Genomic DNA, 25,171 nt, shown 5'->3' on the forward strand with positions numbered 1-25,171 from the left:
AATCACAAAGACCACTCTATCCGACGGCATCTCGCTATTTGCACCAGAGCCCCTCGATCTACGATGGCCTCGGAGTGCGCTATACGGGCGACTTCAATGCCGTCTCCACAGCCGTGCGGCAGGCCATCCACTCCATCAACCGCACACTTCCCATCAGCCACATCACCACGCTCGACGCCGTCGTCGATCGCGCTATCACCAATCAGCGCCTCGTCGCCGAGCTTTCTGCGTTCTTCGGCCTGCTCGCCGTCTGTATCTCCGCCATCGGTATCTATGGCCTGATGAGCTACATTGTTAGCCGTCGCACCAACGAGATCGGCATCCGCATGGCTCTCGGCGCCGCACGGTCGAGTGTGCGCTGGATGGTCATGCGCGAGATCGTTCGGCTTGTCGTCCTCGGCATCGGTATCGGCACCGTCATCTCCCTCGCCGCGGGACGGCTTGTCGCCACCATGCTGTATGGTCTCAAACCCACCGAACCCAATAACCTCGCCCTCGCCATCGCCGTACTCCTTGTCGTTGCTCTCACCCCCGGTTACCTCCCAGCCCGCCGAGCCTCCAAGGTTAACCCTATGGAAGCCCTACGCTACGAGTAGTCCTGCCTTGGTTCATCCTTCCACGATGTAGAAATTGGGCGCTGTTGCAAAAAATTGAAGGAAAAATGAGAGTGAGAGAGTCTGGCATAGAGATGGCGGAATTTAAGCGAATGCGGCTTGCAACTGCAGCATGGCCTCAGTCATGATGGAGGGCCCGAGTCCAAAGGCGCGCTCGACCAGGCGAACCTCTCCTCGTATTCCTGCCGATAGCATCCAGAGTTTTGCTTGTCCTTTACGCAAGGCATGCGAAGTCAGCTTGCTCTGTATCGCCGAGTTCGAGATGCTCGGGTCGAAGATAAAGACGTTGGGGCCAAAGTTGGGCGTCTTCTGGGCCATCGCTCGACGGCCACCCACGAAACAAATCCCGGCCACGAGGCCCAGCACAAACATCTGCGCAGCGAGCCTGCGCCATGTCCTCTCAAAGCAGTCGACGGTTAGTAGTGCTCTGCATTGGTTGTTCTGCAATGAAGTTTGGAATATTTGGGTCTAGCATGGGGCCTGGCACTCTCCTGAGGTAAATCGATCGGCTTGGTCGCCGCGGATCTTGATCTCAATCGACTCCCCATGCGTCTTCGCGCAGGCAAGTTGCATGTCGGCATCTGGGTCATATGGGGAGGTCGAAATGACGTACACCATACTGCCCGACTTGGTGCGTAACTGTCTAGCCTGATGCTCAAATAAATAACTCTTCCGCTACCAGTTCAAAACCGAGATCCTCGAAACGAAAGACCCGCTGATGAAGACCCTGTCCTTGTGCCGACTGATATCGCCACTATTGTTGACTCTCCACGTTAGTAAGCCTTTCGGAAAGACCTACCCGATCAGGGGTGCACGGAAACACCGTAGAGCTGGGCTGATACAGAGTGCCAGGCGTCTCGTTGTTCAATCCTTCGTGCGGCCGCTCGTGGTTGAATCCTCTGCTCTACGGATAGTTCGTCACCTTCGGAGTCACCCTCGGCTTTACAGACGTCGGCCGGCCCACATCATTAATCACGTTGTCGATCGAACCAAGATTGCCCAACGCCACCGTGATCATGTCATGGAAGCGCACCTGCGACGTCTTTGGAACCTCGATCGCTCGCGTCAACAATACGTCCGATTTGCTAAAGACGCTGTAAATCCCCAACCCCCACGCCTCGTGGCTCGTCACGCTATCCGCTACCTTGTACGACGCCCATCCACTTGTCCCCGGAGCGCTCGTATAGCTCTTCTGGTCCGGGGGATCGTATGGAATCTCCGACTGATAGAAATACGTTCGTCCGCCATTCCCATTCCACAGCACCTGAAACTCCTGGTGGTGCTCCACGAACAGCCCATATACGGTCACTTTGTTGCCATTCACCACCAGCCCATTCGCGCTCACATTGCTCTCCCACCCTGAGCCCCGCCCGTGATCCGCGCGCCATATCCACGTGTGGTCCACAATCGTGTCGTTACTGTTGATCCGCAGGTTCACCCCTGCGCGTCCAACTTTCGCACCACCCACGCGAAAGAACACATCTTCAAGGCAGATCGGATTCTTCGCATGGCTCGCTTTGCTCTCTTCCGGCCCAACCTCCATCAGCACGGGAGACTTCGTCTCGCCCGCATCAATCAACAACCCGGCGACAATCACTCCATCCACATCCGCAGTCGTCAGCGCAGCCGTCCCGTTCACCGGCTTCAGCGTAGCGAACCCCAACCCATACACCACCGTGTTCGCACGCGTCACATGAATTGCGTTCTCCAGTTCGTAGATCCCCGGAGTCAGCAGCAGATTCTTTCCCTTCGCCAGCTCTGCATTCATCGCCGTGGCGGTATCACTCGGCTTCGCAATGTAGAACTTCGCCAACGGAATTGTCGCACCCGGCGTCTTTCCACCGTGCCATGTCACGCCTGAACTATTCGTCCGCAGCGCAGGCACGCGAATCCCATATCGCCCCTTCGCATCCACCACCAGAAACGGCTTCTCCCGCACCACTGGAGTCTCCGCCACCTTCGTATACGGAGGCTGCGGCCACTCGCCCGCCGGAGGCTTCGTCACCCCCAAGAACACCATGTTCCAGTTTGACCCTGTCCAGCTCCCCCACTCTGAATTGCGCGAGATCCACTGCTGCTGCGTCCCTGACCCTACATTTCCATCGACCACAGTATCCGACATCCACCCGCCGCTCGCCCAGCCGTGCTTCTGGTTCAGCAGCATGTCGCCCTTCACATGCATCCGGCGAAACGCCACCGCCTGCGACACCGCCCACTGCATCGTGCCGCCCACAGGACTCACCGAGAAACCCTCAGCGCTCCTCCAGAACGTCGTCGTCGCATTGTCGTTCCTTGATGCCGCATCGACATGCACATTGCCCGCGATGTGCACGCTGTCCGGCGAATTTCCCAGCCCCAGCGCCTGCGTATAGAACCCAATCGGCACATTCAGCTTGTACTCACCGGGCAGAAACAGAAACGCGTTCCGTTCCTTGCCGAACTCGTTGTGCTGCTGCACGGCATACACCTTATCAATCTGCGCCTGAATCTCCGCCATCGGTATCGTCGGCGAAAAAACCATTACATCCGGCCCAAACTCAGGAGCCTTGGACCCAGTGGCTCGCAATGTTCCCACCGAACCCGCGACCACCCAAACCGCCAGCCAGCCCTTAGCTCTCAACCGCCAACCCTTCATCAAGCACCTCAAACCGAACATAAAACCGCCGGTGCCATCATTACACAAACACTTGTCTTAACAGTTTCCTGAGCTTATAGGAGCTACTCGACGCCGCCCTTTTCGAGACTGTTACGAAACTCGACGCGTGGCCCCGGCTCGTAGCTGGCCCTACTTCCCGTCTTTCTTCTGGAAGGCGCCGATCACAGCTTATTTTGCCCCTGCAGTCAGGACCCTTTCGACCTTTGCGTCATGTTCCCGCGCTACCTTGATAGCATCGCTGTTCCCATACGGTGCAAGATAGGAGGCCATCCTTTCGATGTGCTTCGGGCGTGAGCGGGACCTGACATAGACAGTAATCTTGCGGTGCGAAGAACCAACTTGAGCGTGTCGGAAGAGATCAATCGCCCCGCAAGACCGATACATGAAAAATAGAGCAATGAAGTCGACTCTTATTGTTAGGTTGACGACAATGGAACGCATTCCGTCGCAGCACTGACGCTTATGGAGTCGACGTTTTCCAGCCACCTCCCATCGCGCGGATGAGCGCAACCGTAGACACAGCCTCAGCGCCCTTTACCTGCGTGGCGGTCTGTTCGTTTGTAAGCAGGGTCTGTTGGGCAACAACCACGTCCAGATAGCTCACCAAGCCGGCCTGATATTGGTTCAGCGCAATGTCAGCAGCGCGTTTTGCATCCGCTACAGCGTTTGCTTCGGCCTGCGACTGACGGGCAAGATAGTGGATGGCTGCCAGTTGGTCCTCCACGTCACCATAGGCAACGAGGACGGATTTCTCGTATTGCAGGACTGACTGGCGGTAGATAGCCTGCGCCTGGTCTACATTGGCGCGCAGTCTGCCGCCTGTAAAAATCGGCGCGACAGCCGATCCGATGAGCGATGCAATCGAATTCTGCCAGTTGAGGAGCGAAGCTGGGTTGCTACTTTCATATCCAGCGAAACCCGTCAGCGAAAACTGCGGATAATAGGCGGCCTTCGCGACTCCAATCTGCGCACTCGCCGAAGCCGCCGAACGCTCAGCGGAGGCGACGTCTGGCCGGCGTTCGAGAAGATCGGACGGCAGTCCGGGAGGGATATGTGGCAGGTCGATGGGCACCACGTCCGGACTGATATGAAAACCTTCGGCCGTCTGGCCGGCCAGTACAGCGATGGCGTGCTCCAGTTGGTCGCGTTGGATATGCAGCCCTTCGAGTTGAGCACGGGTCTGGTCAAGCAAAGTCTGTGCCTGCTTGACTGCCAGCTCACTGATTAGTCCGTGTCGAAACTGATCGTCAGTGATGTCGTATCCGCGTTGCAAATCCTTTTCTGTCTTCTCGATGATGGCAACTTCCGCGTCCGTTTCGCGAAGTTGGTAATAGTCGGTTGCGACGGAGGCCGCGACCGTCAGCTTGACGAAGAGAAGGTCATCCTGTGTTGCCTGTTGCGCGGCTGTGGCCGATTGCACCATGCGCCGGACGCGTCCCCAGGCGTCGATCTCATAGCTCATGGTCAACGGCAGTTGTATGTCGTTATAGGTCGCTGCCAGCCCATTTGTATTGCCGTTGTTGGGGCGCTGTTGCGCCTCACGAGTGCGTGAAACTGAAGGTTGAGCCGCTACGGTGGGATATAGGTTGGAACGTACAGAGCGCCTGGTTGCATCCGATTGGTCCACATGAGCAACGGCGATGCCGATGTCCCGGTTTGCCTTCTCCGCCTGAGTCTCGAGCTCGTTCAGCTTAGGATCATGAAAGACCTCCCACCACGCGGCTGGGGACGGGACCGCTGCCTTGTCGGAAGACGGCGCAGGCTCCTGATAGGCCGGAGGAGCAGGTACGGCCGGGCGCCGGTAGTTCGGACCCACCGTGCAACCCGAGAGCAGCAATCCCGAGGCACACAGGGTCGTGATTGCCAAGAAGCATGAGTTTGCTGTTTGTTCACGCATGTCAGGCCTGTCCTTTTGTGCTGCCGCCGCTCTTTTGAACTGTGACCGGCATCCCATTCACGAGATAGTCCGGAGGATTGGCAATAAGGGTGTCCTGAGCCGTGATGCCGCCGGTAATCTCGACGGTATTGCCGAGGTCGTTGCCAATCGTCACCTTGCGAAGTTCAACCTTATGTTGCGCATTGACGACTGCTATCTGCGGTCCCGCGGCCTGGAATAAGATGGCTCCTGCAGGAACGAGCAATGGACGGCTGGGAACTGCCAATTTAATGTGAACCTGCCCATAGGCGCCAGGCATGAGCTTCCCTGTGGGATTGGGAATATCGACCTCAACCAAAAGCGTACGCGACGGTACATTGATTGCCCGAGTGCTTCGTGTCACCTGGCCATCAAAGCGCTGACCAGGCAATTCTGTAAGCTCTACATTGACGTGCATGCCGTCATGAATCTGTTGACTGTATCCTTCTGGCACCGGGATGAAGATTCGCATCGTGCTCGTCTTCGAGACGCGAAACAGTTCGGCACCGGTTCCGCTATTACCTGCGTTTATTAGGTCGCCAGTATCCGTATGCCGCTCAGTGATGACGCCATCAAAGGGGGCAACCACCTTCTCGTAGATCTGCTGCTGTTCGAGGTTAGACAAATCTGCGGACGCAGCCGCGACGGTTGCCTGCTGGGCAGCAAGGTTCTGATTGTTCTGGTCCACCTGTTGCTGGGCCACGGAATTGTCTTTGATCAACTCCTGATAGCGTTTTGCGGTGATGGCTGCCAGGGTCAGATTGGCCTGTGACTGGCTGAGCATCGCCCTGGCGTGCAGGAGCTGCTGGTCGACCTCCGGTGCATCGATCACCGCGAGCAGTTGGCCGCTCTTCACATGCTGTCCAATATCCACGTACCACTTGCGGATATAGCCGCTGGTGCGAGCGTACACAGGAGATTCATCGTATGCCTGAAGCGTTGCGGGCAGCGCGATTTCATCGGAGGCCTCTCCTTGATTTGCCTGAATCACATCGACGGTCGTAGCCATCGATGCCTGAGTATTCGCGGCGAGCACTTTGTCACTGTGAGATCGCCCTCGCAGGGTGATCAGGCCAAGAACGCAGAGTAGGCCAGGGATCACCAGAAACCACAGCAATCTGGTACCTGGTGTCCTGCGTTCACTATTGTGAAGGTTCGTTGACGGCGCTCCAGCTCCGGCCGGTGGTACAGAGTTTCTATTTTCCATGGGATGCCTCCTCCGAGGTGAGACCTGCTCCAGATCGATTGCGAACGATCGCGAAAACCGTGGGCACAAAGAACAGAGTTGCTACCGTTGCAAAGAGTAGACCGCCGATGACAGCGCGTCCCAGCGGAGCGTTCTGTTCCCCGCCTTCGCCGAGCCCGAGCGCCATCGGAACCATGCCGATGATCATTGCGAGAGCCGTCATCATGACCGGCCGCAATCGAGTTGCTCCTGCCGCGAGTGCCGCCTTCCGAGCATTCTTGTTCTCCGCAAAATGTTCGTTCGCGAAGGTGATTACAAGCACGCTGTTCGAGGTCGCCACGCCGATGCTCATGATCGCTCCCATCAGGGCGGGGACGCTCAGTGAGGTATGGGTAAGAAACAGCATCCAGCAGATTCCGGCAAGCGCTCCTGGCAGAGCGGTGATGATGATGAAGGCCTCGCTCCAGGATTGAAAATTGACGACGAGAAGCAGATAGACCAGAGCGATCGCGAAAGCCAGCCCCCCGAACAGGCCTACGAACGAGGAATGCATCGTCGAAACCTGACCGCGGGTCACGAGAAAGCTGCCTTTGGGAAGCTGAGCCGTTGCCCTATCTGTAATCTTCTTTACTTCCGAAGCGACCGAACCAAGATCGCGACCTTGCACACTCGCATAGACGTCGACGACCGGCTGCACGTTGTAGTGGCTTGCGACGGCAGGCTCCTCCATCCGGCGCATGCTGGTCAGGTTCTCGAAGAGCTGGGGCGTCGATCCGCTATCGGTCCCGGTGATCGGGATCGTGCGGAGGTTGTCGAGCGAGCTCACCTTGTATTGAGGTGTCTGGACTGCGATGTTGTAGGAGACGCCGTTTTGTGGGTTGAGCCATAGGTTTGGGCTGGTCTGATAGCTTGAACTCAACGAGATCAACAAACCACTCGATACGTCTCTGGCAGTCAATCCAAGTTGCTGGGCACGCACCCTATCCAAATCAAACTGAAGACGGGGCTGGTCCATAAGCTGCTGGACATGCACATCCACCGCTCCAGGAATCGCCCTCATCCCCTGTGCGATCTGCGAAGCGAGTGCGAAGTTCCCAATTCGGTCTTTGCCCACAATTTGGATGTCGATAGGGGCAGGGAGCCCGAAGTTCAGCGTTTGACTCACGATGTCTGCTGGTTGAAAGAAGAACTCGGTTCCAGGAAATTCCTTCGGAAGCTCATCTCTCAGGCGAGCGACATAATCTGCCGTTGGCTGGTGCTTCGTGTCGAGCGAACCCAGAATCTCTGCGTCTGCATTGCCGATGGTCCCACCGTTGCTGTAGGACAAGTTAATTCCGCTGGTGGGAAGGCCGATATTGTCCAGTATCCCGCTCAGTTCCGAGGCCGGAATCTTACTTCGAATGGAACGCTCGATCTGGTCCGTGAGACGGGCGGTCTCTTCGATGCGAGTGCCGGTCTTGGCGCGTACATGAAGGCGGAATTGCCCAGTATCAACGGTGGGAAAGAAGTCATTTCCCAACACACGGACAAGGGAAACGCTCGCCAGACAGAAGAGGACGAAACAGGCAGCGAAGATGGCACGATGATCCAGACAGAGTTGGAGCAGAGAAGAGTAGCCCCGCTGAAGCCTGGCGAAGGCTGCCTCAAAACGATGGTGCAGGCGGGCGAACCAGCTCGACTCGAACTCGGAGGCGCCGCTGCGTTTCCGCTCAACTACCTTCCGTATGAGGAACATCACGAGCGTTGGAATGATGGTGCGTGAGAAGAAATAAGACGCAAGGAGAGCGAACACAACAGCCTCGGCCAATGGAACGAAGAGATACTTTGGCACGCCGCTCAGGAAGAACATCGGGACGAAGACGATGCTGATGCACAGGGTCGATACAAACGCAGGTACTGCGATCTCCTGAGCGCCATCGAGAATAGCTTGACGAAGATCTTTGCCTAGCCCGAGTTGACGCTCGATATTTTCGATCTCCACCGTAGCGTCGTCGACCAGAATGCCCACCGCAAGCGCAAGTCCCCCGAGGGTCATGATGTTGATCGTCTCTCCGAGCGCGCTGAGGATCAGCACCGACATAAGGATCGATAGAGGAATCGAAATGCAGATGATGAGCGTGCTACGCCAGCTCCCGAGGAAGATGAGAATGAGGATGGAGGTCAATCCCGCGGCGATCAGACCCTCGCGCAGTACGCCTTGCAATGAAGCGCGTACAAAGATGGATTGATCCAGCAGGGGCCGCATGACCAGTGTGGAAGGCATTGAGGCCGCGATCCGAGGAAGCAAAGCACGCACGCCAGAGACGATAGCCAGAGTTGATGCATTACCTGCCTTCTGAATGCTGAGGAGAACGCCGCGCTGCCCATCCTGCCGCACGATGTTCGTCTGCACGGCATATCCATCCCGTACATGGGCAACGTCGTGCAAGTAGACGACTGCCCCGTTCACGGACTTCACCGGGAGGTCGTTGAGTTCTTTTACTGTGACGGGTGTGCCATTGAGGCCGACGTTATATTCCGTCGAGTTAATCTTCGCGGTGCCAGATGGAAGGATGACGTTCTGAGCATTCACGGCATTCACGATATCGGTAGCCGACAACCCCTTCGCGGTCAGTTGCTGCGAATCGATATCGACCATGATCTGTCGAACCTTACCTCCATAGGGGATGGGCACGGCGGCTCCCGGAATCGTTGCGAGCTGTGGGCGGATGAAGTTCGCGCCAAGATCGTTCAGTTGCTGCTCGGAGAGGCCCTGTCCGCTCAATCCCAATTGCAGGATCGGCACCGTGGATGCGTCATAGCGGATAACCAGGGGAGGAGTGATGCCGGGCGGCAACTGTTTCAGCGTAGCCTGAGCTTCTGCGATGACCTCTGCGATTGCCCCATCGACATTCGCATTCGGCTGGAGATACACCTTTACAACGGCAACACTATTCAGGGATTGCGACTCGATATGCTCGATGTTGTCGACCGTCGTCGTTAGAGCGCGTTCGTAGATGGAGGTGATGCGGTTTTCCATCTCCGCCGGCACAAGCCCGGTATAGGTCCAGATGATGCTGACAACCGGCACATTGATGGACGGAAAGATGTCCACAGGAGTGCGCAAAATCATCACCGGCGACACTAGAAACAGGAGCAACGCCAGAACGACGAAGGTGTAAGGGCGTGAGAGCGCTATTTTAACAATCCACATCGCAGTCCTCGTAGTGCATGGAGGTGGTGAAGGAATCCATGCGTTATCTTCAGGACTAACGTTAGAGGGAGTCGAACCCTCTTTGACACGCGAATGTAGGTGTAAGTCAATACACCCGAATGGGTGTATCGGGAAGGCTAGAGATGAAGTATGCCGCGGCGCATAGCAATCGTGACTGCTTCTGTGCGGTCGTTTACTTCGAGCTTCGCGAGGATATTCTTGACGTGCATTTTGACAGTGTCTTCGGCGATGGATAGCTCCGCACCGATTTCTTTATTCCGCTTGCCACGAGCCATAAGGGTGAGCACTTCAAGTTCACGGGGGCTCAACTTTTCCGAGGCAAGATGTTCTGCCAGTCGCTGTGCGACTTCAGCCGGAATGTGTTTCTTGCCTGCATGGACCGACCGTATCGCACGGACCAGTTCATCGCGGCCAGTGCCTTTGACGACATAACCACTGGCGCCAAGGGCAAGGGCACGTTCGATATCTGCATCGCCTTCGAGCGAGGTAAGAATGAGAACTCTCGCTTTGGGGAATGTTGTAAAGATCTTCTCCATGACTTCGTATCCCGACATGTCGCGCAGGCGTAGGTCGAGAAGTAATACATCGGGCTGCAACGCGGAATAGAGCTCGATCGCATCCTGCCCTGAACCAACTTCCCCCACAAGTTCCATGTCAGCCTGAAGAAGCAATATGCCGGCCAGCCCATCACGGACGATCGGATGGTCGTCCACGCAAAATACGCGAATGCGCTTCTGATTCATCGCCGATCCTTTCTTCCCGAAAGTCTGCTAAGTGATCCTCGGAGTCTTTGGAGTAACGGATAATGGGGCACTCTGTCCTGCGATTCATATGCAATCTGCGCTGGGACACGCAGAGTCCATTGCGTGCCGGTAGAAGGCGATGAACTCACAGTGAGTGCTGCGCCGATGCGCGCGGCCCGCTCTCGCATGCCGGGAATACCGAAATGGCTAGGCTTGCCTCCTTGCAAAATGCCTTCGCTGACTCCCGGGCCATTGTCGTGGACTGTAAATTGATAGTAGTGATCTCCATACTCAGATCTCACGACAACGTTGTTCTGGCCGGCATGCCGGATGGCATTTCTAAGCGCTTCACGTACGATCTGTACCATCTCCTCTCCTGAAAGGGGTTGGATCGGGCGTTCTTTTCCGGAGCTGGTAATTTGTATGATCTCTTGCGATCCCGTCATGCTCTGAACCGTATCTCTCAGCGTACTTTCGATATCCGCGTTGCTAAAAGGCCTCTGCCTGAGGATGTGCAGGGCACTCCTGCCGTTCGCCAGCGCCGTGCGCGACAAATCCAGAGCGCGCCGAAGTGGACCCTTCGCGGTAGATCCGGGAGGCGTCACCTCATCTGCGATCTCCAACTGCAGGCTGATGCCCATCATCTCCTGGACGAGATTGTCGTGGAGGTCCTGGGCAATCCGAGTGCGTTCTGACATCCTCTCTTCAAAGCGGGACTGGAGTTCCCTCGCGGCCGATCGTACACGCAGGCGATGCAGCACGAACGCGAACGACGAGATCAAGAGTACGCATAGTACAAGGAACCATAGAGTCTCATAGAAGGCAGGCAGGAGCTCGAACGAGATGCTGTCTCCCGTTTCATTCCATATTCCGTCGTTGTTCGCTGCGAGCACTCGAAATCGATAATGGCCGGGACGCAGGTTTGTGTAGAACGCATTGCGCCTTGTTCCCGCATCCTGCCAACCAGGCTCAAACCCTTCCAGACGGCATCGGAACCGCACTTTGCGAGGCTCAGAGAGACTAATACCAGTGTAGGAGATCTGCAGGTTCCGTGTATGCGGAGCAATCTTCAGACCGTTTGCCGGAGTCAGGCTTCGTCCGTCAGCAGTGAGACCCAAGATGTGAACCGGCGGGGCAACCGAGTTACGGCGCATACGAGCGAGGTCGATCATACCGATGCCCTCAGACATGGACACCCAGAGACGACCATCAGACGAGAGAGCGACCGGCCCGCTGCCGTATGCCTCCGGATTGCTCTTCAATCCATCGCCGTCATCGTAGAAGTCATATTGCAGTTGTCGGGTCTCTGGAGAAGTGTGTAATAAATCGCTGACGCTGAGTCGAGCGATACCCGTGCTGTATCCAAGCCAGAGGTTTCCACGCTGGTCGGGGAGAGTCCATATCAATCGGTTCCCAGGAAGCCCGGACTCGTGATCCCAGTGACGAAACCGTTCCCCATCGAAGTAGGCGAGCCCATTATCGGAGGCTACCCACAAAGTCCCATCAGGCTGCGATGACAAGAACCGAATCGCTCCACCGGTCAATCCATTCGCGGACGTGAAGATGTGGGAGCCTGCGGGTGGGCGCAGGATTACATCGCCATTCTCGAGTCCAAGCCAAACCTGATCTCGCTGGCCGCCTCGCAAGCTGGTAATAGTCTGCCCGGCCAGCGAGGGCTCGTTAATGTGTTCTAGACTTGAGTTGTCTTTCGAGTGCCACAAACCAGCCTGCTGTCCGTACAGCCATAGATCACCGGCTTCCGATTCAGCCATTTGCTCAATATGCGCCGTGTTGGGGAACGGTTGTAGCTGACCGATGTCACCCCGGGAGAGCTTCCGGATTCCGGTGTGCGTGGCGATCAGAAGAGCGCCATCTTTGATTGGAAGCAAACCGGTTATGGGCGTCCCCTTGAGCAACACATTATGCGGGGCTGCTGTGCCAGCGAAGTGCTCAAGTCCTGACCGGGAGCCAACCCACACTCCGTCTTCCCGAGCAGGAGTCAACGAACTGGCGATGTCCGACAATAATCCATCGCGAAGAGTATAGGTGATGAACTTATCCTGCCTCAGGCGGGAAAGGCCATTCTGAGTGCCCGCCCAGATGTTACCTTCTCGGTCCTCGAAAATGTCCCAGATGTGATCACTTGGAAGTCCCGTCGAGTGGGTATAGCGCTGCACCTCTCCATTCTGCGGAATTCTGAAGAGTCCGGCGTTCTCAGTTGCTATCCATGTGGCTCCGCTGGTGTCACGTAGGACTTTTCGGATCAGTGCTCTTTCCTTTGAAATTGCGATCAGCGCTTTTCCAGCAGGTGACTGCTCGCCCGTTCGGTCTTTGCTAACCGCGAGATGACTTGCATCAGTCATGGGAAACTCGCTCCGAGGAGCGGATGAAATCGTTGAAAAATCCTTCTCTATCAGCCGGACGACTTTATTGCGGGTTTCTACCTGAAGAGTGTGATCGCTTAGCTCCTCAATATGTTCGATAGGAGATCCAAGCATAGCGCTTATCTTCACACCCCCTCTCCAACTGATCAATAGTCCGCTAGCTGTCCCAATCAAGAGAACATCGGTCGATTTTGTGGATTCCACGGCGGTGACCTGCCCTAGTGACCCGATACCCACGCCTGGCAACTCCGGTTGAATGAACTGGAAGCCATCGAATCGGATGAGTCCATCCCCGGTACCGATCCAGAGGAATCCGTCTGTCGTTTGGGTAATACCATACGCCGTCGTAGAAGGCAGCCCATCCTTATGCCCCCAATTCGTGACAGAGAACTGCTGAGCTGATATCTGTTCTGTCAGGAGAAACAATCCCGCCATACACATTCGCGCAACCTTGTTGACGGTCCATGAAGGCAGGCGATTCATCAAGATGATTGTATGGGGCGCAAAGTAAGAGCAACAACAGTGTTTGATGCTGTGTCGAATACTTCTTTTCGTCCATTGTTCAGATGACGCCTCGTTAGGCGTGCGAACCGACGTTTCCTATAGCGGCGACGTATCTGCAACGAAGATGCAGCAATGACGCGGCTAGCTTTACAAAGTGGGAAAAAGGGACCAAGGAAAATAGTACTGAAAATCAACTAACCTCCATGAGCGCACCACGGGTGCAGTAATTTCAACGGCATGAGAGCGGCTCAGCTCCTACGCAGTTAGAAAATAATTTCGTGGTTGTGCTACTGCTGCCTTTTAAACAGAGATAGATGAGAAGATTGCCTTGCTACGGAGGCATCTCTTCTTATGGGTTATATCCAAGGCGAGGGCGAGATCAGGGAACGCTGTTCCCCGTAGTACTCGACGACTTTGTGCCAGCCGATCATGTGTGCCGCGTGATTGACGCATTTGTCGAAAAGCTTACGATGTCGAAGCTTGGCTTCGAACGCGCTCAGGCCGCTGAGACAGGTCGACCTGGCTACGATCCGCGTGATTTGCTGAAGCTTTTTCTATACGGCTATCTGAACCAGATCCGCTCGTCGCGTCGTTTGGAAGCTGAGTGCCGTCGAAACGTCGAATTGATGTGGCTTCTGGGACGGTTGTATCCAGACCATAAGAGCATCGCTGAGTTCCGACGGATACACCACGATGCAGTGATAGCGGCGGGCGCGGAACTCGTCCGTTTTGCGAAGAGTTGCGGTCTGATCCGTGGCGAGTGGATCATCGACGGCTCCAAGTTTCGCGCGGTAGCCAGCATCGACGCCGTCCGAGAAAGGGTCGCGTTACAGCGTTATCTCGACAGCTTGGAGAAGGTAGACACAGAGCTAGAGACGAAGATCGATCAATCCGCTTTGCAAGCCGCACTTGAAAAGCTGAAGCAAAATCCCGAGCCAGAGGCCGGCTTTATGCTGGTTCGTCAGCAAGCTCTCCCGGCGTACAACATTCAGACTGCCGTTGATATGCAACACCACGTGCTCCTCGATGACTAACATTCAAACAATACGTCCACGTGCCATACCAGGTACTGGCCCCCATCCTGAAAGTGATTCAAGTTAGACCAGAAGGATAATGTGGTTGTCATACACACAATGGCAAACAGCCCGTTATCTCCTTAGCTAACTTACAAACAAGGGCGGACCGGAAAAGCACTCCGGTCCGCCCTTTTCATCCCCTCCTGCATGTGGCGTTACTTCCCGGCGGCCACTGCATTAATGAAGGTAAGTCCATTTGGAGTGCCATATCCCGTCACATTGTCCCATCCGGGTGTGACCGTAAGCGAGGTATCGATACCGAAGCCAATGACAGCCCAGGTGTCGCCCCCCACAAAAGGCCAAATCGCGCTGGTGAATCCCGTGCTGGTATCCAGAGCTCCGCTAAAGAGATTTGCTGCTGAGTAGTAGTTAGAACCATTTTGATCAAACACGACGCCAGCAGGGTTAGTCACAGTGCTTGGTGTTGTTGGTAGAACATCCTGAATGTCGCCCTTCGGCAGCGCTGCAATCGCTGGTGCTGCCTGCCCGAGCGGTTTGCCAGCTTTCTGATTCGCTATCGCCCAGAAGGCAGAGAAAATTGGGCTCGCTAGGCTCGTGCCACCGAAGCCATACTGCAGAAACGCTACGCCGAACTGGTCTGAAAGAACGATAGGGACTCCGGTGTACGGATCAGCGAGGGCAGAGACATCAGGAGTTTGCCGGCCCGTCCCCGGAAGAGCTTTCTGCCACGAGGGCTTGGGAAAAAAGATGCTTTCCCCGCCCCCGGAACCAGCTACAAAGAAGCTGTTCCCGGCCGGTGGATCCTGCACAATACCACCCTGCATGAGGTAGTTGCCGACGGAGCCCCAGCCAGTCGTGATTGTTCCTGTTGAGCTGCCAACCTGGTTAAGGATACTGGTTCCACCGACTGCGGTTGCATGAGGTGAAACGGAGGGTACGCCCGCCGCACCAACCGGTGTGCCCAGTCCTTCATCTCCACTATCGCCTGTCGAGAAGTTGACTGAGATACCCTTGGCCGTTGCAACTTCGAGAGTCTGGTCCCACGATTTTTGTTCTAGGGAGCCGGCAATGAGGTCCGTGTCAATCTCGTAGCTATTTGAAACAGAGTTGCCGAGTTTGTGCGAGACCACGTACCGAATCGCATCCTGAAAGTCTTCGCTGTCCTGACCCGTTGTGACGACAACTACAATTTTGGCGCCGGGAGCCATCGCATGAGCCCAATCGACATCGAGTGCAATCTCCGTGTTCCAGCCGGTTAAGACACCCGCATTAGGATTAGCCGGTTGACCTTCCGGATAAACGATTTGGAAGTTCGACGAGGTAAGCGCGGGCAGGCCCATGAGATTGCTGAAGACGTTGGCATCTTTCTCGATCGTGGAATCCCCATAGGCTTCTACAAGAACGATTGTTTGACCTGTCCCGTCCAGCCCCTTTTTATATGCGGCAGTCAGTCCATACGCTGCCTGCAGGCTTGCGGCGTTGTAGTCGCATGAAATTAGAAGAAGCTGATTTCCCTGCATATAGACGTTTCCGAAGTAAACACCGTTGGTTGCAGGTGTGCCAGACTGAAAGTCAAAGGCTGTCGGAGCGGATAGACATTGATCGGTCATCAGGCCTCTCAGGTTCTTTGAGAGAGCTGCGGACGTGGAGCTGGTTACCTCGGTTGAGGGATAGAACTGTTTCGTTTTTGGATCGATAGCCCGCGAAACAAGCGGATGTGCCTGATGACTCTCCAGACCCGCAACGGTGGAGACATACTGTCCAGCCTCGCCGCTCAATTGCGCATTCTGAATATTTGCACGGAATACCTTTCCGTTATGCCGAAATTGGTTAATCTGGGTATTGAATGCTCGAGCAACACTTGAGGCAGCGCCGCGCACACGAATGGTGAAGCCGTTTGTGTCCGTAGACAGAATTGTCAGTCCCTGCTTTTCCAATTCCCTACGAACAATTTCGATCTGCGCACCAGTTGGGGCGTAGGTCTTCAGATCAGCGTCGGTCATCCATTTGTGGAACGTCGGGGAGGTGGGGTCGTACAACGCCTCGACAGCCTTGTCGAACTCAGTCTGCCTGGGGAGCTTAAGGTGCACCGTGAGATTGATTTCCGTAGAAGGATTCACAGGGCCGAGGTCAGCCGAATAACGAATGCCGGTTGATACGTTATTTTCTACCACTTGGGCGTAGACGGTTGAAATTGCTGCGAGCGAAACCAGAGCGCCGGTCGCTGCGCCCTTAACAAAACTTTGAAATCTCATGCTTCCTCCATAACAAATCGACTGAATTGGTGGGACAACGGGCAATGAGACGACTCGGGATAAAACTTCTTACCCTCGAGTGCTCACTCTTCTCAGCAATGACAGAATCAGGGACTAGGAATTTGAGGCGGGGCAAGAGGGGCAAGCAAGAAGATGCGTTAGCTATTCTTCTTTGCAGATTCATCTTTCTCCTGGTTGAAAGAGTTGATGGTAGTGGGGAGACCGCGTGGCTCAGGTAGGTCGGCCTAAATGTGCCGTTAGGACCGGGACGGGAGTTCCGTGGCGAAGACGTAGGTGTGCGTCAGCGTACCGAAGATTCCGGTGCGGCTCGGTCTGTGCTCAGGATTCAGCACAAGACAGGCTGGTTGTTGGATAAAAATCTGAAGAAAGATTAGCCCTAGATTCGGACGAGCGGAAAAATGCAAAGGATAATTTTGAAACTACCCAAAAGGGTAGCTCTGGGACACAGTCTATGCGTCTAGCAGTCCCCGCTGTATAGCGATCACCACCGCCTGCGTCCGATCGTTCGCATGCAATTTGAGAAGAATCTTCTTAACGTGCATCTTGACGGTGTTGTCTGTCACAAAGAGCAGATCTGCGATCTCTTTATTGCTTTTTCCTTGGGAGATCAGACCCAACACTTCGATCTCCCTCTCGCTCAGCTTGCCTGCAGTGATGTACTGAGTCAGCTTTTCGGCGGTCTCAGGCGAGAGAGATTTACCTCCGGCAACAACATGGCGGACCTGGTCGGCCAGTGAGGCGCCGTCTATGCCTTTGAGTAAATAGCCACGCACACCAAGGCTGATGGCGGTATAGATGGATACATCGCCCTGCGCCGAGCTCAGAATGATGATGCGACCCTCCGGGTGGGCCTTCAATACAGTACGTACGACGTCGAAACCGCTTTGATCGGGAAGGCGAAGATCAAGCAACATAACATCGGGCCGGAGCGCCAGATACATTTCAACCGCCTGACGGCCATTGGCAGCGAGCCCGACGATCTTCATCTGATGTCGTGCAAGTACACCCGCCAATCCCTCGCGCACCATGGGATGGTCATCAACGATCAGAACTTCGATTGGTCTTGCAGATTCAGCGAGCTGATTCGTCACGAGCGAAACTCTCCTCTTCCGGCTTTCGTTCTCGACGCCATCGTGTCCAGACTGGCTTAGTTGTTTTTACCTGCAGCGTGACCTTTGTTCCTCGGTCCAGACAACTGTCGATTGTTAGACTCGCACCGATTCGTTTCGCGTGCGCCTGCATGCCCCGCAATCCGAAGTGTCCTTCTCTTCCCTGGCGCTGGGTGATTTCATCGATGCCTTGACCATCGTCTACAACCATAACCTCGAAGGAGTCTGGAAAAAAATGTATCTTCACGCTGACGTGTTTCGCATAAGCGTGGCGGAAGGCATTGGACAAGGCTTCTCGGCAGATTCGATAAACCTCGTCGCGCACAAGAGGATCGATCGGGCGGGGATCTCCCTCACTCGTCAGTTCGAATTCAGGCAAATCGCTAAGTCGGAACTCTGCCTCAGCATGCCGTAAAACTTCGATGATGCTGTACTCTACCACCGCGGTCGAATGCAGACTTGATACCATGTTGCGGTTACGCGCTATGCTGCCACGTACACGGTCTGCGAGAGTGCTGAGCGAATCAGTTCCTGTCTCGGGCTGGTCCAACAGTTGAAAGCCGAGTAGCTCAAGCTGAAAAGCGACTCCAATCATGTCCTGAATGACGGTGTCGTGGATTTGGTAGGCGATGCGCTCTCGTTCGGCTGCTCGTTCCTGAAAGCGAAGGCTGAGACGCTCTGCACGGAACCTCGTTCTTCGCCGTGTTAGTTCAACTGCAATCCCGATAACGCCAAGAATCACGAACGTTAGAAACCACCGTGTCTGCCAGAAGAAGGGTTTGAGTTGGAGAGAGGCTGTAGCAGCTACTCCGTTTGATACACCTTCGCGATTCGTGGCGATGACCTGAAAGGTGTAACGCCCGGGCGGCAGACCAGTGTAGGAGACTACGCGTTCTGTGCCGGCGTCGATCCACTGCTGATCCCATTCAGCAAGCCGATAACGGAAGCGTGTCTGTTCGGGCGCGGTGTTGGAGGGCGCCGTGTAGGCAAATGTGATGCGGTGAAGACCCGGAGAGATCGTGTGCTCCTCCGCGGAAAAGCGCTGATCATCGACTTGTATGTAATCGAGGACCGCCTGCGCCAGTGGGTCCGGCGGGTGCGGGTTCGCAACTGCGATTCCACCAACGGTAGCAAACCAGATGCGTCCATCGCGGGAGTTAGTAGCCGTCACCTGGTTGAGGGGAAGAACGTCATTGCTCGTAAGGCCGTCGGCCTCATCGAAGATCTCAGGGGTGACATGATCTAGTTTCCCTGCGGCGAATGCCATCCACTGTTCGCGGCTCAGCAACGCGATACCCCGCGGAGTGACAACCCAAAGGTTTCCCTCCGCATCCGAGACAACGTCAAACACGAAGCTCCCCGGTAGTCCCTCACTCTGCGTGAGAGTTTTTCCTGGCCCGAGATCTTGCGGCCCGAATCGTCGGCAGGCCATAGCATGAGGCCGCGCATCGTGGCTACCGCCAAGCCGTGCTGAGGCCACGCTACGCTGAGAATGGGATGCGGAGTATTGACCACTGGCTCAAAGCGCTCCTTTGTCCAGCGATCGAGTTGCGTGTCTGTTCCAGCCCACAGGTCTCCCTGCTTATCGGTCGCCAGATAACGGATAGAATCGCCTGTTTGAGGCTGCCCAACGTCGATGCTCGACAGCTTTCCATCCTTCAGGCGGAATAGGCCGTGATGGAGAACGCTAAACCAGAGGCTGCCATCGGAGGTTGCCACAGGAGTATTAACGTACCCATGCGGGACGGAAGGTATTTTGGTGAACTTAGCTCCTCGGCGCTCAAAGATGCCATAGTCCGAGATGGCAATCGCAGGTGTGGCACCATGCTCGGCGAACCCTCGTACCTGACCAGCGGGAAGTCCCTGCGCACGTCCGTAGAGTGTTCTGTGCCCATCCTTAAACTCGGCAACTCCGCCTTCCAATGTTCCAGCCCAGACCGCACCGTTTTTTTGCTCGAAGACTGCATCGGTCTGACTGCTTCCCCCTGTCAGTTGGCTAACGCGATAACTGGTAAAGATTCCATGATGAAATCTCTGGAGACCGGCGATAGTTCCCACCCACACATCATGATTTCTATCTTCCAAGATGACACGCACGTCATCACTAGCTAGTCCATCCGCAGTCGTCAAAACTTCAGTCTGACTACCGGACTTGCGACTCAATCCATGTAATCCACCACTTGCCATCCAGAGTGCACCGCGATGATCGACCATCATATCGACGAAGTTGCCGAGTCCAGGGTGTGGCACTACCTTGAAGTTGTCCCGTTCAAGACGAAACAACTTATGGCCATCACCGGCGTAGACATTCCCCGAGTCGTCTCCGGACAGAAGCTGAATGCCAGGATGGTTGTATCGAACTACAGAATGATCAGGCTTCACCGCCAGAATGTGTTCGGTGTCGGTAATCCAAAGCGTTCCGTTCCTGCTTTCGAAGATATCGCGTAGGGTCCGGGTGTCGGCCGGCAGAAACTCAGGCTGCACTGTATCGCCGCGGGTCCGCATGAGCTTGTTTTCAGAGACGAGCCAAACGCCTCCATCGGTGGCGCGCGCAAGCATTTGGATGAGAGCGTGGGAGCCGCCAGGAATGGCAATCGTGCGAAATCGGTTGTGCGAGTAGTGAAAGAGTCCGGTAAGAGTGGCGATCCAAATTCCGCCTTCGTTGTCCCGCTCCAGCTTTAGAATCTTTTCCTGCAGTTCTGGGGGGCCGTCCTTCTCAAAACCCCTGAAGTTTAGGCCGTCAAATCGCACCAGACCGTTCAGCGTTCCGACCCAAAGAAAACCATCGGGTGTCTGCGCCAAGGTGGTCACGAAATTCTGAGGTAGTCCCTGCTCGGTTGTCCAGGTAGAGAGGACCTCACTGCGCAAAGAGAGGCTTGAATCCTCTGTCTGTAAGACCTGCGCACGCGAGCCTATAGAGAGCAGGACGCCTATGCATGCAAGTGCGACTTTTCGCTTCAACTGCAAGCCTTACACCCTAAAGGAAAGTCCCTTTTTACAACTTGTACACTGTATTAGGTCCGGCGTACCCGGTTTGTGTGTGCCCTTCAATCAATCGTACAGACGAGCGTATCTTATATCGCTGATTGGCGTAGATGGGCGTAAATCGCAGTTCATGTATGCGTGTCTCAGCGGAACCTGAATTGTGCGACTTACGACAACTGGACTTAGTGTAGCGGACCAGATGAATGCTCTGTTCCTGCCGGCGCCCGGCTAACGGGCTAACCGCACCGTACCCGTCGTTGGCCGTTCCGGCGGGTAAGGGAAGGGTTGCCGACGATCCGGGAGTTAGGTAACGAGAACGGCGTTTGAACTAAGCCGTTGGCGCGGCGGACGCTGCGGCGGTGGCTTTCTCCGGGCGTTGTGGGCTGTGTAAGCCTCGGGTCACAGAAGGTTCCCGTGACCTATCTTCGGCAGATGATGCTGGATGAACTCCAGCGTCGCAACTACTCTCAGAGCACGATGAGCCGACCCACCCTCGAGGTGGCCGACATCGTCCGTCGAACGGGCAACAGATTCTGGGAACGGCAGCAGTCGCATCTTGCATGGCCACATCGCAAGGTGCTCGATGCCATCGTCCGTTGCCGCACCGCGGCACTGGGCGGTCATCTCGATCAGTGCGTCCGCTGCGGTCATCAGGCCATCTCATTCAACTCGTGCCGCAACCGGCACTGCCCGAAGTGCCAGGGAAACGCGCGTGCCAAGTGGCTGGCCGCGCGTTCCGCTGAGCTGTTGCCCGTGCCGTACTTCCACGTCGTGTTCACGCTACCCCATGAACTCTCCGCTCTTGTATTGCAGAACAAGCGGCTGCTCTACGATCTGCTCTATCGCGCCAGCGCCGCGACCATGCTCGAACTGGCGCGCGACCCGAAGCACCTGGGAGCCGACATCGGATTCCTCGGCGTGCTCCATACCTGGGGACAGAACCTCGAGCATCATCCCCATGTCCACTACATCGTTCCCGCCGGCGGCCTGGCTCCTGATGGCTCCAGATGGATCGATTCCTCGCGACGCTTTTTCCTGCCCGTCAAGGCACTCAGCCGCCGCTTCCGCCGCAGGTTCAGGATGGGGCTTGGTGAACTCTTCGAGCAGAACAGGCTTCAGTTCCATGGCTCGCTCGAGCAGCTTGCCTCGCCTGGCGCATTCAGCCACTTGCTCTCCGAACTCGGCCAAAAGGACTGGGTGGTCTACGCCAAGCCACCCTTCGGTGGCGCCGAACATGTTCTCAACTACCTCGCCCGCTATACCCACCGCGTCGCCATCTCCAACCATCGCCTCGTGGCCTTCGAAAACGATCGCGTCTCTTTCCGCTGGCGAGACTATGCCCACGGCGGCAAGCAGAAGGTCATGACCCTTTCCTCGGATGAGTTCCTGCGACGCTTCCTCATCCACATTCTGCCCGGAGGCCTGGTTCGCATTCGCCACTTCGGCCTCTTCGCCAACCGTAGACGGACCCCATCATTGCTACGTTGCCGCGCTCTGCTCGGCACGGCAGCATGCGTCGATCCGCCCGAGCCACCCAGCTTGCGCTGTCCAGCCTGCTCCGGCATCATGGTGGTCGTCGAACGGCTAACCCGCGGCCAGGTGTATTTCCGTGCAAGCCCGACCCCGTCCCAGCCAAGGAGGAGCGCCGATGACAGCTCTTGACCGCCTCAACGCTCCTCCGGCCCCTATTCCCCCATCCCGACGTCGTGCGCCAGCACGCACCGCAAAAGTGCGTTCGAACTCCGATACCAGCCCTCAGGACTCGCCTCCGAAGATGCAGAACAAGCCTGCATTTGGCCATGGAACCGGAGTTCACGCCCCCCGAGATCTTTCGTGCCTGGAGTCGATTCTTCCTTCGTATTGCGGTCCAGATGCTGGTGATCGCGATTATCACTCTGTTGGTTCTCCACTGGAGCCTGACTGGCCCGATTGCGCGAATGGCCCAGTGGATAAAGGCACTTCGTACCGGACGACACGCCGTTCAACCTACTGAGGAAGATCTGAATCTTCTTTCGCCTTTCGCGAATGAGCTGGCGCCGCTGGCGGAGAGCATGCGGCAGGCACGTGCAGCGGCCGAGGCAGAAGCCAGACTGCGCAACATCAACGAATCACAGTGGACCGCCCAGCGGCTCGCCGATCATGTGCGCAACAGGCTGAACGGCAGCAATCTCTTTGTGGTTTCAAATCGCGAACCCTACCGGCACGTGCGGCAGGACAAGAAGGTAAAAGTCACGGTCCCGGCCAGTGGTCTGGTTACGGCAATTGAACCGATCCTTCGTGCCTGCAACGGGACCTGGGTGGCTCATGGGAGCGGCAATGCGGATGTAGAGAACGTCGACACACATGACCGCCTTCAGGTTCCGCCAGACGATCCACGCTATACGCTTCGTCGGGTCTGGCTCAACGGTGAGGAAGAAGATGGCTACTACAACGGATTCTCGAACGAAGGCCTGTGGCCACTCTGCCACATCGCTCACACGCGTCCGACCTTTCGCACGTCAGACTGGGAGTACTACAACAAGGTCAACCAGAAGTTCGCCGATGCAGTAGTGGAAGAGATAGCGGGCGAGGAACATCCTGTGGTGCTGATCCAGGACTACCACTTCGCCCTATTACCGCGCCTGCTCAAGGACCGGCTGCCCCACGCGAGAGTCGCTATCTTCTGGCACATTCCATGGCCGAATACCGAGTCATTCAGCATCTGTCCGTGGCAACGCGAGCTGCTCGACGGTTTGCTGGGAGCCGACCTAATTGGCTTTCACACCCAGGCCCAATGCAACAATTTCCTGAATACAGTGCACAACGTACTTGAGGCGAAAGTTGACTGGGAACACTTCTCTATCGAGCGCAACCAACATCGATCCTCCGTCCTCCCATTCCCGATCAGCGTTGAACTCGTTGACGATCGTTCCCTGGACGAGACAGGAATGACTGCTGAGGAGGAGCGTAGTGCACTGCTTCAGGAGCTGGGTCTCGAGGCGACATATCTCGGCGTAGGCGTCGACCGCGTGGACTATACCAAAGGGATACTCGAACGATTCCAGGCTGTTGAGTCGTTTCTCGAACGCTATCCAAAGTATCAGGGCAAATTTACCTTTACCGGCATCAATATTCGAGGTGCCAGCCTTACGGCGCAATCGAGGCTGATGGAAGCTGCGGCGCTGCTTAAGGAAGATCAGGATGGGGAACCGACGGCAATTAGCTCTACCTCACAGCAGGGCGAGGGCTGCAACTTCTTGTGCCGACACAGCAGCTGAAAACAAGGACGCCCCTACGCTCACAATCGCAAGATAGAGAATCACCATACGACATCCTGAAGCTACCAGTAATTGTTCTTGCACACTCAACTTCCTGTCGGCGCCCCCGATCAGGGGTAGCGCAAGGGAGACGATTAGCAGAAGCAAACCTTTCATCTGAACTTCGTCCGTACTTTTAGTGCAACGTTCCGGGATTTCAGTGCAATGAATCTGCAGTCGCATCGGCTTTACCTTCCAGGTTTCGATTCGTTATGTCAGGCTGCGTATTGGGTGAAGACATACTTGTTGAAGGAATGATTCAATTTTGTTTTGGGATGAAGGCCCATCCGAGCTCAGAGTGCTTCGCACTATCGCTTTGAAGGCGGCGGACAAACTTTCAGTAGGTTGACTGTGGCTGGTTCGCGATTTGGCAGCGAAATCCCCTTAAGGAGTACTGCCTCTTCCAGCGTGTCGGGGACGGGATTATGAGCTAGATCGAGATCGTTTCTGTAGAACGGATCCTGCATCGCCTCTTGCAAGCTGATGAACGTCACCCCATGATGTCGGTACAACTTCACGAGTCTAGGCAACAGTTTTGCATCGATCGCACCGACGTGCATCAGTAGGACATAGGGTATGTCATGGCCATAGAGATCCATGGACATCTTGTGCGCATATCCTAGTTCCCTCAACGCCTCCTGCAAGTAACTGTCCTCCAGTTTTCTTACTGAGTCGTTGTCACCGCTGGCCATGCACCGCGCATAAGGCTCGTTGTAAGCGTAATCGGCGAAGCTCATAGTTACTCCGGCGATTTTGTATCCATGTTCGGCGAGAAAGTGTCGTGCACCTAGCATCTTTTCGGTCGTGTTCCCTTCGGACAAATTCGGAAAGCGCAACCAGTGAAAGTTCTCTGTTCCCATTTCTTCTTTCAAAGTGGCTTCGTTCTTAAGTACCTCTTCTTCCCAGGTGTTTAGACTTGTCGACGGGGCATTCAGATTCAGGTGCGACCACGTATGATTGCCTAGCGGAAAGCCCGCTGCGCGCCAAGCATCCAGCACTTTCGTGAGTTCGGGGTGGCTCTCGATCGTCTTAGCATTCACAAACCCATAAGGCGAAGGCATGTGTTCTGCTTTGATTGTGCTGATAAGCGCTTCTATGATTTGCTGTCGAGTTTCTCCTGGGGGCAGCGAGCTATGGGCTGGCAGGTCGTCCCACGTAAAAGCGATCCTCTGCTGCGCGGATAGAGGAAGGGTCAATGCGAGGCTCACGGCGGCCGCTACCAAACGGAATTTGTTCATTAGCATTCTTTCCT

The 25,171-nt window shown here is 55.7% G+C and carries 15 protein-coding genes and 1 pseudogene; 4 read left to right on the forward strand and 12 right to left on the reverse strand.

All coding sequences use genetic code 11. The features are described 5' to 3' along the window. Window positions 1–38 precede the first annotated feature (38 nt). Window positions 39–596 (forward strand): FtsX-like permease family protein, encoded by a 558-nt coding sequence (locus RBB82_RS24000; RefSeq protein WP_433975626.1) that lies wholly within the window; start codon window positions 39–41, stop codon window positions 594–596. Between the two features lie 102 nt (window positions 597–698). Here RBB82_RS24000 and RBB82_RS24005 read toward each other — a convergent pair. From RBB82_RS24005 to RBB82_RS24035, 7 genes and pseudogenes are all read right to left on the reverse strand, one after another. After that, window positions 699–839, reverse strand: a pseudogene (locus tag RBB82_RS24005) (IS6 family transposase); the annotation flags it as partial. Window positions 840–1,518: 679 nt separating this feature from the next. Then, window positions 1,519–3,249, reverse strand: a complete 1,731-nt coding sequence (locus RBB82_RS24010; RefSeq protein WP_433975627.1) for a coagulation factor 5/8 type domain-containing protein — start codon at window positions 3,247–3,249, stop codon at window positions 1,519–1,521. A 481-nt stretch (window positions 3,250–3,730) separates the two neighbouring features. Beyond that, the gene (locus RBB82_RS24015) at window positions 3,731–5,137 is read right to left on the reverse strand and encodes an efflux transporter outer membrane subunit (RefSeq protein WP_433975628.1); all 1,407 of its coding nucleotides are present in this window, start codon (window positions 5,135–5,137) and stop codon (window positions 3,731–3,733) included. Between the two features lie 31 nt (window positions 5,138–5,168). Beyond that, window positions 5,169–6,392 (reverse strand): efflux RND transporter periplasmic adaptor subunit, encoded by a 1,224-nt coding sequence (locus tag RBB82_RS24020; RefSeq protein WP_433975629.1) that lies wholly within the window; start codon window positions 6,390–6,392, stop codon window positions 5,169–5,171. Beyond that, entirely contained in the window at window positions 6,382–9,564 is a 3,183-nt protein-coding gene (locus RBB82_RS24025; protein ID WP_433975630.1) for an efflux RND transporter permease subunit, read from the reverse strand. Before RBB82_RS24025 ends, RBB82_RS24020 begins: the two co-directional genes overlap by 11 nt. Window positions 9,565–9,701: 137 nt before the next feature. Continuing rightward, the gene (locus tag RBB82_RS24030) at window positions 9,702–10,328 is read right to left on the reverse strand and encodes a response regulator (protein ID WP_433975631.1); all 627 of its coding nucleotides are present in this window, start codon (window positions 10,326–10,328) and stop codon (window positions 9,702–9,704) included. Beyond that, window positions 10,325–13,195 (reverse strand): sensor histidine kinase, encoded by a 2,871-nt coding sequence (locus RBB82_RS24035; RefSeq protein WP_433975632.1) that lies wholly within the window; start codon window positions 13,193–13,195, stop codon window positions 10,325–10,327. Before RBB82_RS24035 ends, RBB82_RS24030 begins: the two co-directional genes overlap by 4 nt. 335 nt (window positions 13,196–13,530) lie before the next feature. Between RBB82_RS24035 and RBB82_RS24040 the strand changes: the two genes are divergently transcribed. Further along, window positions 13,531–14,250 carry a transposase gene (locus RBB82_RS24040; protein WP_433975633.1) on the forward strand — a complete coding sequence of 240 codons (720 nt, stop codon included), beginning with the start codon at window positions 13,531–13,533 and terminating at the stop codon, window positions 14,248–14,250. Window positions 14,251–14,447: 197 nt separating this feature from the next. Here the strand turns inward: RBB82_RS24040 and RBB82_RS24045 are convergent, their stop codons facing one another. The 4 genes from RBB82_RS24045 to RBB82_RS24060 all read right to left on the reverse strand — a co-directional run bounded on the left by RBB82_RS24045 (window position 14,448) and on the right by RBB82_RS24060 (window position 20,506). After that, entirely contained in the window at window positions 14,448–16,508 is a 2,061-nt protein-coding gene (locus RBB82_RS24045) for a S53 family peptidase (RefSeq protein WP_433975634.1), read from the reverse strand. 470 nt (window positions 16,509–16,978) lie between these two features. Further along, entirely contained in the window at window positions 16,979–17,620 is a 642-nt protein-coding gene (locus tag RBB82_RS24050) for a response regulator (RefSeq protein ID WP_433975635.1), read from the reverse strand. After that, a complete protein-coding gene (locus RBB82_RS24055; RefSeq protein ID WP_433975636.1) occupies window positions 17,601–18,989 on the reverse strand; it encodes a triple tyrosine motif-containing protein in 1,389 nt (462 codons plus the stop codon). The genes RBB82_RS24050 and RBB82_RS24055 overlap by 20 nt, the downstream gene beginning before the upstream one ends. Then, window positions 18,920–20,506, reverse strand: coding sequence for a ligand-binding sensor domain-containing protein (locus RBB82_RS24060; protein WP_433975637.1), 1,587 nt, complete (start codon window positions 20,504–20,506; stop codon window positions 18,920–18,922). The genes RBB82_RS24055 and RBB82_RS24060 overlap by 70 nt, the downstream gene beginning before the upstream one ends. A gap of 594 nt (window positions 20,507–21,100) precedes the next feature. Between RBB82_RS24060 and RBB82_RS24065 the strand changes: the two genes are divergently transcribed. Continuing rightward, window positions 21,101–22,285, forward strand: a complete 1,185-nt coding sequence (locus RBB82_RS24065) for an IS91 family transposase (RefSeq protein WP_433976009.1) — start codon at window positions 21,101–21,103, stop codon at window positions 22,283–22,285. 137 nt (window positions 22,286–22,422) lie between these two features. Continuing rightward, window positions 22,423–23,880, forward strand: a complete 1,458-nt coding sequence (locus tag RBB82_RS24070) for an alpha,alpha-trehalose-phosphate synthase (UDP-forming) (RefSeq protein WP_433975638.1) — start codon at window positions 22,423–22,425, stop codon at window positions 23,878–23,880. Window positions 23,881–24,227: 347 nt separating this feature from the next. Here the strand turns inward: RBB82_RS24070 and RBB82_RS24075 are convergent, their stop codons facing one another. After that, window positions 24,228–25,157, reverse strand: coding sequence for a polysaccharide deacetylase family protein (locus RBB82_RS24075; RefSeq protein WP_433975639.1), 930 nt, complete (start codon window positions 25,155–25,157; stop codon window positions 24,228–24,230). Between the last annotated feature and the right edge of the window lie 14 nt (window positions 25,158–25,171).

Origin of the sequence: Tunturiibacter lichenicola (assembly GCF_051013355.1) — a bacterium.
GTDB lineage: Bacteria > Acidobacteriota > Terriglobia > Terriglobales > Acidobacteriaceae > Edaphobacter > Edaphobacter lichenicola_F.

Excerpts from the sequence above, each read along its gene's own strand:
- RBB82_RS24040 (WP_433975633.1), top strand. The coding sequence starts at position 13,531 with ATGAGAAGATTGCCTTGCTACGGAGGCATCTCTTCTTATGGGTTATAT.
- RBB82_RS24025 (WP_433975630.1), bottom strand. The coding sequence starts at position 9,564 with ATGTGGATTGTTAAAATAGCGCTCTCACGCCCTTACACCTTCGTCGTT.
- RBB82_RS24010 (WP_433975627.1), bottom strand. The coding sequence starts at position 3,249 with ATGAAGGGTTGGCGGTTGAGAGCTAAGGGCTGGCTGGCGGTTTGGGTG.
- RBB82_RS24020 (WP_433975629.1), bottom strand. The coding sequence starts at position 6,392 with ATGGAAAATAGAAACTCTGTACCACCGGCCGGAGCTGGAGCGCCGTCA.
- RBB82_RS24070 (WP_433975638.1), top strand. The coding sequence starts at position 22,423 with ATGGAACCGGAGTTCACGCCCCCCGAGATCTTTCGTGCCTGGAGTCGA.
- RBB82_RS24065 (WP_433976009.1), top strand. The coding sequence starts at position 21,101 with ATGAGCCGACCCACCCTCGAGGTGGCCGACATCGTCCGTCGAACGGGC.
- RBB82_RS24030 (WP_433975631.1), bottom strand. The coding sequence starts at position 10,328 with ATGAATCAGAAGCGCATTCGCGTATTTTGCGTGGACGACCATCCGATC.
- RBB82_RS24075 (WP_433975639.1), bottom strand. The coding sequence starts at position 25,157 with ATGAACAAATTCCGTTTGGTAGCGGCCGCCGTGAGCCTCGCATTGACC.
- RBB82_RS24035 (WP_433975632.1), bottom strand. The coding sequence starts at position 13,195 with ATGAATCGCCTGCCTTCATGGACCGTCAACAAGGTTGCGCGAATGTGT.
- RBB82_RS24045 (WP_433975634.1), bottom strand. The coding sequence starts at position 16,508 with ATGAGATTTCAAAGTTTTGTTAAGGGCGCAGCGACCGGCGCTCTGGTT.